Genomic DNA, 14791 nt, shown 5'->3' with positions numbered 1-14791 from the left:
TCCTGAAAACGGCGGTATTACTCGCCGGTGTCGTAGACCTCGGCGGCCCAGCGGGTCGAGGGCGGGGAGAACAGCAATCCCAGCGTGACGAGTGCGACCAGACCCAGCGGAATGCCGAACTGCGGCTGGCCGCCGATCATGTACCACGACACCGGCAGCAGCAGGATCTGCGCGATCACCACGATGGCCCGTCCCCACCGCCGCCCCCACAGCAGCGCGATACCCGCCGCCAGCACCGCGCCGCCCAGGATCACGAACCATGCCGCGGTCCCGTAGGCACTGGTCAGGCTCTGATCGGCGCCGGTCAGCCCGCGCACCACCAGCACGATCGCCACGATCACGCCGATGCCGCCCTCCAGCGCCGCCAGCGCGCCCGCCGCCCGCACCGTCGACGGCACCCGCTCCGGTACCGCGCCGTTCCCTGCCGCGTCCCCGCCTGTCGCGCCGTCGTCCGCGTTCCGCTTCGCCACCCCGCCAGCCTAGAACCGTCGATTCTCTTGTCCCCGTCGCGGTATCGATCCCGGTGTCTCAGTAGGCTGCTTACGTGCGGACGCTGCTGATCGTGAATCCGAATGCCACCTCGACGACACCGGCCACCCGCGATCTGCTCGCCCACGCCCTGGAGAGCCGGACCCAGCTCATCGTCGCGCACACCCAGCACCGCGGCCACGCGGCCGAACTCGCGCAGTGGGCGGCCACCAACGAGATGGACCTGATCGTGGTGCACGGCGGGGACGGCACCGTCAACGAGACCATCAACGGTTTCCTGCCGCTGCCGCAGGTCGCCGACGGCCAGGCCTGGATTCCCCGGCTGGGCGTGATTCCCGGCGGCTCGGCCAATGTGTTCGCGCGGTCGCTCGGCATCAAGCCGGACCCGGTCGCCGCCACGAATCAGCTCATCGACCTGCTGTCGGTGGAGAAGGACCGGCGCATCGGCCTGGCCATCGCCGACGACCGCTGGTTCACCTTCTCCGCGGGCGTCGGCCTGGACGCGGACGTGTGTGAGGCCATCGATCACTGCCGCGCCAACGGCCACGCCGCGACACCGGCCCGTTATCTGCGTACCACGGTTCGCCAGTTCTTTCGAGCCAAACGCCGGGAGCCGTCGGTCACGGTGCGCGTTCCAGGACACGATCCGGTCACCGGAGTGCATTACGCATTCGTGACCAATGCCAGCCCATGGACTTACCTGAACGCCACGCCGGTGGTCACCAATCCCGAGACGAGTTTCGAATCCGGTCTCGGAGTGTTTGCCATGCGGACCTTGGGGGTACTGCCCACACTGTGGGTCGCTCGGCAACTACTGGCCACCGACGGAAACCCCAAGTCGCGCAAATTGTTTCGCGCCGACGATGTGCCGTCGGTGCGTATCGAGGCCGCCGAGCCGATCGGCCTGCAAATCGATGGCGACTTCATCGGCCGCCGCGACGTGGTGGATTTCACCTCGATCCCCGAGGTGCTCGAGGTGATCGCTCCACAGCCCGAATCGGGCCGACACAACTAGAGAAACATCGCAGTTGTGCTGCGAAAACCGGTTCGAGCGAGTACAAAGGACTCGGCAGGCCCCCGATGTAGGGGTCTTACAGCGTGAGCTTCCCCACGGTGCACCACAAAGCTATTGACATCTACGGTGTTCGTGAAAGCATTCACAAGCAACCGTGCGGAAACATTCGAGTCGCACAAGTGAACGGACCACAAACCCGAGGCGCACCGGTGCGCCCAGCAAAGGAGCAGAGAGAATGGACTGGCGCCACACTGCCATCTGTCGCGACGAGGACCCCGAGCTGTTCTTCCCGGTCGGTAACAGCGGTCCCGCACTCGCGCAGATTGCTGATGCCAAGCTGGTGTGCGCCCGCTGCCCCGTGACCGCCGAATGCCTGTCCTGGGCCCTCAAGTCCGGACAGGACGCTGGCGTGTGGGGCGGTATGAGCGAAGACGAGCGTCGTGCGCTGAAGCGTCGCAACGCCCGTACCCGCACCCGCAGCGTCGTCTGACGTCGCTGCGCGTTACGGCCAACTCGAAACCGCACAGCCCGGCCCGTAACGCATTTTTCAGCCCGGCACCTCCACAGGTGCCGGGCTTCATTGTTTCTACGCCGACCCACCTGTAATCCCGGTCTGCTCTTGGCCGGGATCCACTGCACCAGAAGAGATTCCGGCCACAAGCCTGCCGAAATAACGGGCGAAGCGTGCCGCGGCGAGCCCGCTCAGCGCGAGGAGCGCCTACCCAGCGGCACACGCAGCACGGCGTCGGTGCCGATGTCCGCGCCCGGGTGCAGGCCGATGGACCCGCCCAGCTCCGCGGTCACCAGCGTGCGCACGATCTGCAGGCCCAGCCGGTCCGAACCCTCCAGGCTGAACCCGTCCGGGAGCCCGCGCCCGTCGTCGCTGATGATCACGTCCAGCCAGCGCGCCGAACGCTCGGAGCGGATGGTGACCGTACCGTTCTCCCCCGCGTCGAAGGCGTGCTCGATAGCGTTCTGCACCAGCTCGGTCAGCACCATCACCAGCGGCGTCGCGCGCTCGGCGGAGAACACCCCCAGCGACCCGGCCCGGCGCACCTTGATCCGCGCGGTGTGCACGGTCGCGACGTCGGCCATGATCGGCAGCAGCCGGTCCACCACCTCGTCGAGGTCGACCTCCTCGTCCACCGACATCGACAGCATCTCGTGCACCGAGGCGATGGAGGTGACCCGGCGCACCGACTCGGTCAGCGCCAGCCGCGCCTCCTCGGCCTCGGTGCGGCGGGCCTGCAACCGCAGCAGCGCGGCCACCGTCTGCAGGTTGTTCTTCACCCGGTGGTGGATCTCGCGGATGGTGGCGTCCTTGGACAGCAGCGCGCGGTCGCGGCGCTTGACCTCGGTGACGTCGCGCACCAGCACCGCGGCCCCGGCCAGCTCGCCGTGCGGGCGCAGCACCAGGGTGCGCAGCAGCACGGTGGCCCCCCGCGCCTCGACCTCCATGCGGCGGCCCGACTTGCCCGCCAGCGCGGCCTGGATATCGTTGACGACCTCCTGGGCGTCGAACGGATCGGTGATCAGCGAGCGCGTGGTCTGCGCCAGATCCTGCCCGGCCAGCTCGCTCTGCAGGCCCATCCGGTGATAGGCCGACAGCGCGTTCGGGCTGGCGTAGACGACGGCCCCTTCGGTATCGATGCGGATGAAACCGTCCCCGGCGCGCGGGCTGGAATGTGAGCCGGTGCGGTCCTCGAGGGTCGGGAAGGTGCCATCGGCGATCATCTGGCACAGGTCGTCGGCGCACGCCATGTAGGAATGCTCGAGGCTGCCGCGGATCTTCGACCGCTGCACGTCGGTGTCGCGGCCGAGCACCGCGATCACATCGCTGCCGGACCGGACCGGAATGGCTTCCCGGATGGCGTGGACCGGGGTGGGGTGATAGACCCCCGCCGATTCCCCATCGGAATCCACCCGCACGATCTCACCGGCCAGCAGCGCCTCGAAGACCTGCGGATGATCTTCCTTGGTGGCGAGCGTGCCGACCAGGTCCTCCGGATGCACCGTCGCGGCGGTGGTGGGACGGGCCTGCGCGACGCAGACCACGTCGGCGCCCTCCGCGACCGGACCGGCCCCCACCCACAGCTGCAGATCCGCGAACGACAGGTCCGACAGCAGTTGCCAGTCCCCCACCACCCGCTGCAGATGATCCACGGCCGCACCCGGTAGATCGGTGTGTTCGGCCAGCAGATCACTCAAAGTCGACATGTAACACGCTCCTCACCGACGTGATTCTCCCTCACCCGTCGGCGGCGGTGCGCGGGGCAGCCCGCAGCGTCAGGAGATTACCGCGATCAGGTCGCCCTTCTGCAGGACCTGTCCGGCGGAGACGTTGATCGAGGCCACCGTGCCGTCGGACTCGGCGACCACCGGAATCTCCATCTTCATCGACTCCAGCATCACGAGGGTGTCACCCTCGTGGACCGCCGCGCCCTCCTTCGCGACGATCTCGTAGACGGTCGACACCATCTCGGCGAGCACTTCCTCGGCCATGACACCCTCTCGATCGATCGGCACCGTTCACGCCCCGCATCCGCTGGAACTACAGCCAACCACACGTGAAACAATGACGCCCGACCAGGAAGGAGATACCCATGGGTAAGCGAGGACGCAAGAAACGCAGCCGCCGCAAGAACGCGGCCAACCACGGCAAGCGCCCGAACAGCTGAGCCGGTTCGGCTCGGCCCAGTAGCGCCGAAAAGCACTGAGCGGCACGTCATCTCGAAGATGACGTGCCGCTCCGCGTATCCCTCAGGCCTCTCCGCTCTCGATCCGCGTCTCGGTGATCGTGACCGATCGGCGGATCTCCAGGGTCAGCCGCTCGCGCAGCGAATCCGGGGCGCGATCGCCGCCGCACTTCGTGCTGAGCAGGCGCTTGAGCTTCTCCTCCAGGCCGTAGGCCTCGATGCACGGCGAGCAGTGGTCCATGTGGTGCTGCAACCGCGCCCGGGTGGCATCGTCGCACTCACCGTCGAGCATGAGCCAGACGTCGGTGAGAACCGCCGAGCAGTCCAGCTCCATATCGTCCCCACTCACTGCGTAACCTCCTGACGCCCCGCACTGCCCGTTCGATTCCGGTCGAATCCACGCTCGTGTGCCACATCGGCCAGCAGACCCTTGAGCTGCTTGCGCCCGCGATGCAACCGGGACATCACCGTACCGATCGGGGTCCCCATGATGTCGGCGATCTCCTTGTAAGGGAAGCCCTCCACGTCGGCGTAGTACACCGCCATCCGGAATTCCTCCGGAAGCGACTGCAGAGCCGCCTTGATGTCGTCGTCGGGGAGCGCCTCGAGCGCCTCCATCTCCGCGGACCGCAGACCCGTCGAGGTGTGCTCGGCGGTGGCCGCCAGCTGCCAGTCGGTGATCTCGTCGGTCGGGTACTGCGCGGGCTGGCGCTGCTTCTTGCGGTAGGAGTTGATGTAGGTGTTGGTGAGGATCCGGTACAGCCAGGCGCGCAGGTTGGTGCCCTCGCGGAAGGAGCGGAAGCCCTGGTACGCCTTCGCGAAGGTCTCCTGTACCAGGTCCTCGGCGTCGGCCGGGTTGCGGGTCATGCGCAGGGCCGCGCCGTAGAGCTGATCCAGCAGCGGGAGCGCGTCGCGTTCGAACCGCTGCGCCAGCTCCGTATCGCTGGCGGTGCTGCGCGCCACGCCGGGTTGTCCGTCGTCGTCGACCGCCAGGTCATCGGGCGTACCGATGTCCTCGCGCTCGTTGTCGTCGCTCGTCACGCCCATCCCCATCCCTTCGATCGCCGTAGCTGTTGAATCTACCGCGAGCGGGGTGGGCACCGAGAATCCGGTGTCGGGGGTCACGACGTCGTTCGACACGAAAGACGGTGACCACCCGGCGGGCACCGGGCGTTCTTCGACCAACACGGTCACCGGCATCTCCTTCGAGTTCACTGGACTTGTTCACCGCGCCCGGGACCTGACGGACATTAGGCGTACCGCGTGCAACATGGCACGCCCCGCCTGTGTTCCCGCACCCACCCCGACCAAAGTGCCCAGCACGCCCTCAACCACCCGCGACCAAAGTGCCCAGCACGCCCTCAACTACCCGCGAAGCTAGGGTTGACCGGCATGGCAGGTGGTTCGACTCCGGCGATCCGGGTGCTGACCCAGGCGAAGGTGGCGCACCGGGTGCACTCCTATCCGCATGATCCGCGCAGCGACTCCTATGGCACCGAGGCCGTCGCGGCGCTGGGTGAGGAGCTCGGCGTGGTGGCCGAGCAGATCTTCAAGACGCTGGTCATCGAGCTGTCGGGCGGCGGGCTCGCGGTCGCGGTGCTGCCGGTGCCGCGGACGCTGTCGCTGAAGGCCGCGGCCGCGGCGCTCGGGGCTCCGAAGGCGGCGCTGGCCGACCGGGCGAAGGCCGAGCGCACCACCGGCTATGTGCTGGGCGGCATCTCGCCGCTGGGCCAGAAGCGGGCACTGCCGACCGTGCTGGACGATTCCGCACTGCGGTGGGATCGGATGCTGTGCAGCGCGGGGAAGCGTGGGCTGGAGATCGAGCTGCCGCCCGCGGACCTGATCCGCCTCACCTCCGCCGTGACCGCCGCCGTGACCGCCTGATTCGCGGCACTGCTAGACATTTGAAGACTCGAGGGAGGTGATCGTCGCATGGACAGTGACGAGGTGATCGACGTGATCGGCCGCCAGCTGATTCGGCTGGGGCGCATCCGCGAACGCACCAACGCCCAGATCGTGGCCGCCTCCAAGGGCGAGATCGAGATCTCCGCCTACGGCATCATCTTCCGATTGCTGGAGGACGGGCCGATGCGGTCCGGCACGCTGGCCGAGGCCATGTACTCCGATGCCTCCACCATCAGCAGGCAGGTCGCGAGCCTGGTCAAGCGCGGGCTGCTGGAGCGCCGCGCCGATCCCGACGACGGCCGGGCCAGCGTGCTGATGGTCACCGACGCCGGACGGGACCTGGCCGAGCACCTGCGGCGGCGCCGCATCGAGGTCCTCGCGCACATCGTCGCGGACTGGGACCATGCCGACCGCGAGCAACTGGCCACGCTGCTGCGCCGCTTCGTCGACGACTACGACACCGCCCGCCCGGGCCTGCTCACACTCGCGGACACGCCGCGCTCACAGGTGTAATCACATGAATCACACCAATCACACCCGTACCTGTGCCTTACTGGATCAGGCCAGATTCGTTCGACCGTGAGGATGTGATGCGAATGTCCCACCGACACAATGTGCGCACCATGGTCGTTGCCCTATTAGGCGGCGCGATCCTCGCAGTGGGATCCGGCGCCTCAGCGGGCGCGGCGCCGGGGAGCGGCGACTACCCGCTCGGCGGCGGCAGCCCGGGCACGCAGCAGAAGTCGGAGCCGGAGAAGCGGATGGAGAAGGTTCCGGAGAAGGCGGAGAAGCTGGGCGGCAGCACCACCGGAAAGATCCTCGACCTCGGCGAGCACATCATCAAGTGCGGCCTCAACATAGCCACTCCCGAGATCAAATGCCCTTCGTGATCCCGGCCAAAAACACGCCGGGATGACAAAAGCCCAGCACGCCGAGGCTGACAACACCCTGCACACCCGGGGTAACAACACCCAGCACACCAGGGTCACAACACCCAGCACGCCGGGGTCGCAACGCCCAGTGCGCCGGGGTGACAACGCCCTGCATACCGGGGTCGCGACGCCCAACACACCCGGGTCACAACACCCAGCACACCCGGGTCACAACACCCAGCACACCCGGGTCACAACACCCAGCACACCCGGGTCACAACACCCTGCACACCGGGGTCGCAACGCCCAGTGCGCCGGGGTCAGGGGCGGACACGCCAGGGTCCTAGGGCGGGTACGACCGTCACGCCGGGCGAGTCCCTCTCGATTTCCGGCGTGCTTTTGGCCGGAATCCCAGCGGGCCGGGTCAGATCAAGGTGGTCTGCCCGGCCTGCGGTGTGGCGGCTCCCGGCGCGGGGGCGCCCGGGGCGGCGGACAGCAGTTCGGGGCCGTTGTTGCGGACGCTGTTCACCAGGGACGACACCGGACGGGCCACGATCTCCGAAACCCGTTCCGGGCCGGGATTCTCCAGTAGTTCGTGCGGGGCCGGGTGGTCGGGGTCCAGCCAGGCGTCCCAGTGTTCGCGCGGCATCACCAGCGGCATCCGGTCGTGGATCCTGGTCAGGTCGCCGACCGAGTCGGTGGTCAGGATCGTGCAGGACAGAATCGGGTCCATCTCCTGGGAGCGGTCGCGCCAGGTCGACCACAGACCCGCCATGTACAGCCGGGAGCCGTCGGCATAGGACATAAAATAGGGCTGCTTGACGGCTTTGCCCTTCGCGGCCGGGGCATCCTCGACCAGCCACTCGTACCAGCCGTCCATCGGCAGCAGGCAGCGGCGCCGCTTCACCGCGTCGCGGAAGGACGGGGCCGTCTCCGCCCGGTCTGCCCGGGCGTTGAACAGCGGCTTTCCCTTGGCCGGGACGCCGGGCTCGGCGGCCTTGGTCCAGACCGGGATCAGGCCCCAGCGCATGCGCCGGATGCGGAGCCTCGGATCGTCGTCGGGATGGTCGTGGTCGTGCCGCTCGACCACGGTGAGCACCTGGTTGGTGGGGGCGACGTTGTAATTGGGGCGGTCCAGGTCGGGCGGATCACCGGTCTCGTCGACGGCGTCGAGTTCGGCCGCCAGCCGGGCCGGATTCGCGGTGGTCGCATATCTGCCGCACATGCCCCCATGCTGCCACCGCACACCGACAATTTGCGGCGACAATGACAGCGCGGTGCGACGCGCGCGGATTCCGCCGCCACCGACCTCGCCGCAAGCGACGCGCACCACGAAAGATGGCCGAAAATATAACTGAAGGCAATTGACTTCACATCTACGGTATGAGAACTTCGTGCCGTAAATCTCTCACTAGGGGTCGCCGAACAATGTCCACCACCGAGTCCACCGCCGTCGCCGGCGAGACCACGCTGACCTCGGTCAATCCGGCCACCGGCGATGTCATCGCCACGCATCCGATCGCCGACGAGCAGGCGGTGCACGCGGCCGTCGACAAGGCCCGCGCCGCCGCCGCGACCTGGGGGACGCTGACCTACGCCGACCGCAAGCGGTACCTGCTGCGCTGGGCGAGCCGCCTCGTCGCGAAATCCGACGAGCTCTGCGATCTGATCCACGCCGAGAACGGCAAGACCCGCGACGACGCGTTCCTCGAGCTCCTGCTGACCCTCGAGCACATCTCCTGGGCAGCCAAGAACGCCCAGAAGGTGCTCGAGACCAAGAAGGTCTCCCCCGGCGCGCTGATGTCCAACTTCGGCGCCTACATAGAGCAGCGTCCGCTCGGCGTGATCGGCGTGATCGGCCCCTGGAACTACCCGATCTACACCCCGAACGGGTCGATCGCCTACGCGCTGGCCGCGGGCAACACCGTCGTGTACAAGCCCAGCGAATACTCCACCGGCATCGGCAATTTCGTCGCCGAGGCGTTCGCGGAGGCCAATCCCGAACTCCCCGACGGGGTCTTCACCACGATCAACGGGTACGGCGCGACCGGCGCAACGCTGGTCAAGGCCGATATCGACAAGATCGCCTTCACCGGCTCCGCCGCCACCGGCAAGAAGATCATGGCGGCCGCCGCCGACCGGCTGACCCCGGTCCTGCTGGAGTGCGGCGGCAAGGACGCCGTCATCGTCGCCGCCGACGCCGATATCAAGGCCGCGGCCGACGCGGTCGCCTACGGCGCGACCATGAACAGCGGGCAGACCTGCGCCGGGGTCGAGCGGGTGTATGTGGACGCCTCCATCAAGGATCAGTTCGTCGCCGAGGTGAAGAAGATCCTGACGAGCGTGCATCCCGGCTCCGACGACAAGGCCTCCTACGGCCCGATGACCATGCCGAGCCAGATCGACATCGTGCGCCGCCATATCGAGGACGCGCTGGCGAACGGCGGCACCGCCGTGCTGGGCGGCCCCGATTCGATCAGCGGGCCCTACATCGAGCCGGTCGTGCTGGTCGACGTGGACGAGAGCTCGGCGGCGGTGCGCGAGGAGACCTTCGGCCCGACGGTGACCATCCGCACCGTGCAGAACGTCGACGAGGCCGTCGAACTGGCCAACAACTCCACCTATTCGCTGGGTTCTGCGGTCTTCTCGCGCAAGCACGGCCTGGAGATCGCGCGCCGGATCAAGGCGGGCGCCACCTCGGTCAACTCGGTGCTGGGCTTCGCGGCGATCTCCGCGCTGCCCTTCGGCGGCGGCCGCGACTCGGGCATCGGCCGCATCCACGGCGCGCCGGGCATGCTGGAGTTCACCGCACCGCATTCGATCGCCGTGCAGCGCTTCACGATTCCGGGTATGGCCCTGCTCAGCTACGCCCGCACCGAGAGCACCATGAAGCTGCTCCGCCGGGTCGTGCCGCTGCTCCACGGACGGCACAAATAGGGCTTCGCAGGCGCGAACCATCGGCCCACCGCGGCGCAGGCCGCGGTGGGCCGACGTGTCCGCGCACCCTCTCATGAGCGAAGATGGTGTAGTGAGTTTCTGGCCAGCCCCCCATACCGACCATGCCGTGCACGCGACCGTCGCGCTGCCCGGCTCCAAGTCCATCACCAATCGGGCACTGATTCTGGCTGCGCTCGCGGACCGTCCCTCCACCATCACCGGTGCGCTGCGCAGCCGCGACACCAACCTGATGATCGCGGCACTGCAGGCCATGGGCACCGAAATCACCGGCGACGCAGACACTCTCGCCGTCACCCCGGCGGAGACCCTGCACAACGCCACCGTCGACTGCGGCCTCGCCGGGACCGTGATGCGTTTCCTGCCCCCCGTGGCGGCGCTGGCCCACGGCAATGTGGCGTTCTTCGGCGACGAGCAGGCACGGCTGCGCCCGCTGGGCATCATTCTGGACGCCGTGCGGCAGCTCGGCGTCGACATCGAGGGCGATTCGCTGCCGTTCGTCGTGCACGGCACGGGCTCGCTGCGCGGCGGCCCGGTGACCATCGACGCCTCCGGGTCCTCACAGTTCGTCTCCGGGCTGCTGCTGTCGGCCGCCCGCTTCGAGCAGGGCTTGACCGTGCGCCACGAGGGTGCGCCGCTGCCGTCGCTGCCGCATATCGCGATGACCGTGCAGATGCTCGGCCAGGCCGACGTACGGGTCGAGGCCCCCAGCAGCCCCCGCGCCGAGCAAGTCTGGACGGTGGCGCCCGGCCCGATCCACGCCGTGGACTGGGAGGTGGAACCGGATTTGTCCAATGCCACGCCGTTCCTGGCCGCCGCCGCGGTCACCGGCGGCGAGGTGACGATCCCGCACTGGCCGTCGCTGACCACCCAGCCCGGCGATGTCATCCGGGAGATTCTGGTGCGCATGGGCGCCGAGGCCCGCCGCTTCGACGGCAAGCTGACCGTGCGCGGCCCGGACCGGCTGGCGGGTATCGATATCGACCTGCACGACGTCGGAGAGCTGACGCCGACCGTGGCGGCGCTGGCGGCGCTGGCCGATTCGCCGTCGCGGCTGCGCGGCATCGCGCACCTGCGCGGGCACGAGACCGACCGGCTGGCGGCGCTGTCCACCGAGATCAATCGCCTCGGCGGCCAGGTCACCGAGGCCGAGGACGGGCTGCACATCGTGCCCGCCGACCTGCGCGGCGGCACCTGGCACTCCTACGCCGACCACCGCATGGCGACCGCGGGCGCCATTCTCGGGTTGCGCGTCCCGGGTGTGCGGATCGAGGACATCGGCACCACGGCCAAGACTTTGCCGGACTTCGTGAACCTCTGGGGCGCAATGCTTTCCGACGGGCAGGTGGATTCGACCACGGCGGGAGCGGCGCACTGAGACGCCGCGAGTACGACGAATCCGATGTCCGGGTGCGCCCGGGCAGGGGTTCGCGTCCTCGCACCAAGACCCGGCCCGAGCACCGAGACGCGGTGTCCGCCATGGTCACCGCGGTCGATCGCGGCCGGTGGAGCTGCGTGCTGGACGGCGATCCGCGGCGCCCGATCGTGGCGATGCGGGCCCGCGAACTCGGCCGCACCCCGATAGTGGTCGGGGATCAGGTGGACGTGGTGGGCGACCTCTCGGGCCGTCCGGACACCCTGGCCCGGATCGTGCGGGTGGCCGATCGCCGAACGGTGTTGCGGCGCACCGCCGATGACACCGACCCATTCGAGCGGGTGGTGGTGGCCAACGCCGAGCGGTTGTTCATCGTTGTCGCGCTGGCAGATCCGCCGCCCCGCACCGGTTTCGTGGAACGGGCGATGGCCGCGGCGTACGCCGGTGGCCTGCAACCGATTCTGTGCCTGACCAAACGTGATCTGGCGGTGGAGTCCGAATTCGCCACGGAGTTCGAGGATCTCGACCTCACCATCGTCTACGGCGGTCGCGACGACCCGCTGGATCCGATCCACACCCTGCTGCACGACAGCCTCACCTGCCTGCTCGGCCACTCCGGCGTCGGCAAGTCGACGCTGGTGAATCGCCTGGTGCCGAAAGCGGAGCGGGCGGTCGGCGCGGTATCCGGCGTCGGCAAGGGACGGCACACCTCCACCCAGTCGATCGCACTGCCCCTGTCCGACGGCGGGTGGGTCATCGACACGCCCGGCATCCGCTCCTTCGGCCTGGCCCACATCACCCCCGACGACGTCATTCAGGCCTTCGCCGACCTCGCCGACGCCATCGAGGACTGCCCTCGCGGCTGCACCCACCTCGGCCCGCCCGCGGACCCGGAGTGCGCGCTCGACGAACTGCCGGGCAAACAGCGCCGTGTCGCCGCCATCCGCCTGCTGCTCGTCGCCCTCAACTCCAACGATCCGTGGGTCGTCGGAAACACGTAGGGGGCATCCCGAGCGCGACTACCGGTCGCGGATTTCGTAGATCACGGTGCGCCCGTCCCGAACCACGGTGCGCATGCTCTGTCTGTAGACGGCCACGGCGCCGGTCGGGCGATGCTCCTCGATGTCGACATCGAACCATTCCGGTAGCCGTTCGACGATGCGCACGCAATGGGTGGTGCCGAGGGGGATTTCGGTATCGATGGCTCGCTGCAGGTGGTCCGCGGGGGCGATGTTGGCCGTGTCCGACGCCACGAAGGTCTGGGCCGCCCGTCCGTCGCGCTGGGCGTAATACGCGTATTCGAAACCGAGGATCGCTCCCACCCCGCTCACGGTGTCGCCCGGGCCGTTGCCGGTGGTGAGACTGTCCCGGTGTCCGGCTTCGCAGGTCGGACGGGCCGGAGCGGGTACGGGCGCGGCGACCGGCACCGGCCCCCCGGCCGTGCCGCGGGTGACCGAGACGACGAAGGCGCCGAGGGCGGCGACCGCCGCCACCAAGACGAGCGCGAGCATGACAAGCATCCGGCGCGGCCCCGACTTGCCGCCCCTGACCTTGCGAGACGGTGCGCGGAGCGTCCGCTGTACCAGATCCGGATCGAGCGCCAGCCCCGGCTCCGCCGGGGGCAACTGTGGGCCCGAGGGCACTTGTAGGCCCGAGGGCACTTGTGGAGCCGGGGGCAACTGTGCGGCGGGGTGCGAGTGTGGGGTCGGGGGCCATGCTGTGCCCGACTGCTCCGGCGGCACGTCCCGCGTCAACCAGTCGGGCGGGCCCAGCGGAGGGCCGAATTTCGAGTTCGGAGGCAGGCCGGAGTCGGCCCGCACAGGCCCGCCGGATCGGCCGTTATCCGAGCCCACCAGTGTCTCTCCCTTGCCGCACGCGAGGTCTCGCGCGCGCATGATCTTGCCACCCCTTCCGAGCATGCACAACAGCATGAACTTCCCAAGCCTGGGAGCATGGGACAATTGCGTTCAGGGCCAAACGGAAGTGCACAGCCGGGACGCCACACATACCAACCGGACCGATTGAAAGAACAAATCGATCGAGAAATCGGAAACAATTCATGGCCGCGCACATCGAAATTCCGAAATATCGCGCACCGCGGCGCTCGCGTCGACCGATTCCGCGTCTCGCTATGAGTAACCTCCCGGAAACACGCCGATCGGGCCGCATCTCGCCGAGGCGGGCACGGACCGGACCCCGCATGGCCAGCCGGTCACCGCAGCACTGCCCGGGAAACCGTGACCCGCGTCTCAAACCGGGCCTGTTAGTCGCATCACATGAACAGACCGAGGAGCATGTTCGCGATCGTGCCACCGGTTCTAGCGAGCGGGCGCATCCGTTCCACAAACTCCCACGGCACGGCCGAATCACCCGATCCCCGACAACTCTGAATCGGTGGCATTTCGAAAATACAATTGTGACCCAGCTCTCCACATGGGACTGCGGTCACAGTTGTGCCGCGATACGAGCAGTTCTACGGTTATCCGCGATGGTCGATGCGGCCCATTGATTATTTCCTTTCAATTTCGATGCACCAGAAAGCCTCAGGCCTATAAAAATGGTTCAGCCAAACCCCCGGCACAGCAACGAAGTTCAACAACACCGATCCGGAACCAGGCGGCAGCCAAGCGGTTTCGCGGCATCGTTTCGCGGTCCACACGTGCAGTGGGGTTTCGTGTACTCCGCGGGGCTGAGCCTGATCACCTTCGCGCTGCTATTCCAACCCTGGCTCACGACGAGCGGGCCGAAGGGCCAGGTGACCTCCGATGCCTTCGGCCGGATGCGCGGCGTCACCACCGCGCTCGGCGACTGGCAGGAGGCCGACGGCGCCCATCCGCTGCACGTCAGCGGCGGCGGGGGCGTCGTCGCGGCCACCGCCGCACTCATGACGATCCTCGCGGTGGTCATGTACCTGTTCGACCGCCGGACGACGACCGCGCTGATCATCCTGGGTTCCAGCGCGGCGCTGGCCCTGTCGGTGTTCTGCACCCTGCTGTATCTGGCCGCCAAGGCACCCGAATTCAAGACCCTCTCCGAGAGTTCGGGATCCGGTGGCGGTCTGCGTAACATACTCTCGGGAAACGAGCCGGGTGTACACGAGGTCGCCAGCGCCAACCTCGGATTCGCGGCGCTACTGGGCGGCGTGACCGCGCTCGGCGCGCTCCTGGTCGCCGTGACGACCGCCGTGCCGAGGCGCGCGGCCGACCAGACCGCCACTCCCGCACCGGAAGTCGCGCCGACGCCGGTCCGTGCGATCGAGGCCGCTCCGCCCGCACCGCCGAGCCGCGCACCCCACACCGAGCGGTCGTTATCGGCCGCCGATCGACCCGTCGAGACGCGACGGACCACTGCCCGCCGGCACCCCGAAATGGAAGGTCTGACGATCCAGCTGCCCTATCGCTCGAGCCTGTTGGAGAGCGGGCCCGAGTTCGCGGCGCTGGTCGGCTCGGGGGCCAGGCGGTAACGGCCGACCGGATACGAAAGG

The 14791-nt window shown here is 68.2% G+C and carries 17 protein-coding genes; 10 read left to right on the top strand and 7 right to left on the bottom strand.

Annotated features, from left to right (window positions below; translation table 11 throughout):
- Positions 1-17 precede the first annotated feature (17 nt).
- Positions 18-470, bottom strand: a complete 453-nt coding sequence (locus ACYVLQ_RS28655; protein ID WP_460700623.1) for a hypothetical protein — start codon at positions 468-470, stop codon at positions 18-20.
- 74 nt (positions 471-544) lie between these two features.
- Between ACYVLQ_RS28655 and ACYVLQ_RS28650 the strand changes: the two genes are divergently transcribed.
- A complete protein-coding gene (locus tag ACYVLQ_RS28650) occupies positions 545-1504 on the top strand; it encodes a diacylglycerol/lipid kinase family protein (RefSeq protein ID WP_460700622.1) in 960 nt (319 codons plus the stop codon).
- A 235-nt stretch (positions 1505-1739) separates the two neighbouring features.
- A complete protein-coding gene (locus ACYVLQ_RS28645; RefSeq protein ID WP_040750157.1) occupies positions 1740-1994 on the top strand; it encodes a WhiB family transcriptional regulator in 255 nt (84 codons plus the stop codon).
- 212 nt (positions 1995-2206) lie between these two features.
- Here ACYVLQ_RS28645 and ACYVLQ_RS28640 read toward each other — a convergent pair whose 3' ends face one another.
- Positions 2207-3721, bottom strand: a complete 1515-nt coding sequence (locus tag ACYVLQ_RS28640; RefSeq protein WP_460700621.1) for a sensor histidine kinase — start codon at positions 3719-3721, stop codon at positions 2207-2209.
- Positions 3722-3790: 69 nt separating this feature from the next.
- A complete protein-coding gene (locus ACYVLQ_RS28635; RefSeq protein WP_460700731.1) occupies positions 3791-4006 on the bottom strand; it encodes a biotin/lipoyl-binding carrier protein in 216 nt (71 codons plus the stop codon).
- A gap of 101 nt (positions 4007-4107) precedes the next feature.
- Here ACYVLQ_RS28635 and ACYVLQ_RS28630 point away from each other — a divergent pair, with 101 nt between their 5' ends.
- The gene (locus ACYVLQ_RS28630) at positions 4108-4182 is read left to right on the top strand and encodes a 50S ribosomal protein bL37 (RefSeq protein ID WP_369801531.1); all 75 of its coding nucleotides are present in this window, start codon (positions 4108-4110) and stop codon (positions 4180-4182) included.
- Positions 4183-4264: 82 nt separating this feature from the next.
- Here the strand turns inward: ACYVLQ_RS28630 and rsrA are convergent, their stop codons facing one another.
- Complete coding sequence (gene rsrA, locus ACYVLQ_RS28625; protein WP_460700730.1) at positions 4265-4534, bottom strand: mycothiol system anti-sigma-R factor; 270 nt, start codon at positions 4532-4534, stop codon at positions 4265-4267.
- Between the two features lie 11 nt (positions 4535-4545).
- Positions 4546-5247, bottom strand: coding sequence for a sigma-70 family RNA polymerase sigma factor (locus ACYVLQ_RS28620; RefSeq protein ID WP_068012853.1), 702 nt, complete (start codon positions 5245-5247; stop codon positions 4546-4548).
- 345 nt (positions 5248-5592) lie between these two features.
- Here ACYVLQ_RS28620 and ybaK point away from each other — a divergent pair, with 345 nt between their 5' ends.
- The 3 genes from ybaK to ACYVLQ_RS28605 all read left to right on the top strand — a co-directional run bounded on the left by ybaK (position 5593) and on the right by ACYVLQ_RS28605 (position 6995).
- Positions 5593-6084, top strand: a complete 492-nt coding sequence (gene ybaK / locus ACYVLQ_RS28615) for a Cys-tRNA(Pro) deacylase (RefSeq protein ID WP_460700620.1) — start codon at positions 5593-5595, stop codon at positions 6082-6084.
- Positions 6085-6132: 48 nt separating this feature from the next.
- Entirely contained in the window at positions 6133-6618 is a 486-nt protein-coding gene (locus tag ACYVLQ_RS28610; RefSeq protein ID WP_460700619.1) for a MarR family winged helix-turn-helix transcriptional regulator, read from the top strand.
- 83 nt (positions 6619-6701) lie between these two features.
- Positions 6702-6995, top strand: a complete 294-nt coding sequence (locus tag ACYVLQ_RS28605) for a hypothetical protein (protein ID WP_460700618.1) — start codon at positions 6702-6704, stop codon at positions 6993-6995.
- A 406-nt stretch (positions 6996-7401) separates the two neighbouring features.
- Here ACYVLQ_RS28605 and ACYVLQ_RS28600 read toward each other — a convergent pair whose 3' ends face one another.
- Positions 7402-8202 carry an SOS response-associated peptidase gene (locus ACYVLQ_RS28600; protein ID WP_460700617.1) on the bottom strand — a complete coding sequence of 267 codons (801 nt, stop codon included), beginning with the start codon at positions 8200-8202 and terminating at the stop codon, positions 7402-7404.
- A gap of 203 nt (positions 8203-8405) precedes the next feature.
- Between ACYVLQ_RS28600 and ACYVLQ_RS28595 the strand changes: the two genes are divergently transcribed.
- From ACYVLQ_RS28595 to rsgA, 3 genes are all read left to right on the top strand, one after another.
- Positions 8406-9914, top strand: a complete 1509-nt coding sequence (locus ACYVLQ_RS28595; RefSeq protein WP_460700616.1) for an aldehyde dehydrogenase family protein — start codon at positions 8406-8408, stop codon at positions 9912-9914.
- Positions 9915-9987: 73 nt separating this feature from the next.
- The gene (gene aroA / locus ACYVLQ_RS28590; RefSeq protein ID WP_460700615.1) at positions 9988-11310 is read left to right on the top strand and encodes a 3-phosphoshikimate 1-carboxyvinyltransferase; all 1323 of its coding nucleotides are present in this window, start codon (positions 9988-9990) and stop codon (positions 11308-11310) included.
- Positions 11307-12308 carry a ribosome small subunit-dependent GTPase A gene (rsgA, locus tag ACYVLQ_RS28585; RefSeq protein ID WP_460700729.1) on the top strand — a complete coding sequence of 334 codons (1002 nt, stop codon included), beginning with the start codon at positions 11307-11309 and terminating at the stop codon, positions 12306-12308. Before aroA ends, rsgA begins: the two co-directional genes overlap by 4 nt.
- Positions 12309-12326: 18 nt before the next feature.
- Here rsgA and ACYVLQ_RS28580 read toward each other — a convergent pair whose 3' ends face one another.
- Positions 12327-12950 carry a hypothetical protein gene (locus ACYVLQ_RS28580; protein ID WP_460700614.1) on the bottom strand — a complete coding sequence of 208 codons (624 nt, stop codon included), beginning with the start codon at positions 12948-12950 and terminating at the stop codon, positions 12327-12329.
- Between the two features lie 1016 nt (positions 12951-13966).
- On the opposite strand from ACYVLQ_RS28580, the gene ACYVLQ_RS28575 reads away from it, so the two are divergent.
- Positions 13967-14770, top strand: a complete 804-nt coding sequence (locus tag ACYVLQ_RS28575; protein WP_460700613.1) for a hypothetical protein — start codon at positions 13967-13969, stop codon at positions 14768-14770.
- Positions 14771-14791 lie beyond the last annotated feature (21 nt).

It is taken from the genome of Nocardia thraciensis (assembly GCF_054782435.1).
This window is presented reverse-complemented; position numbering and strand designations above follow the sequence as displayed.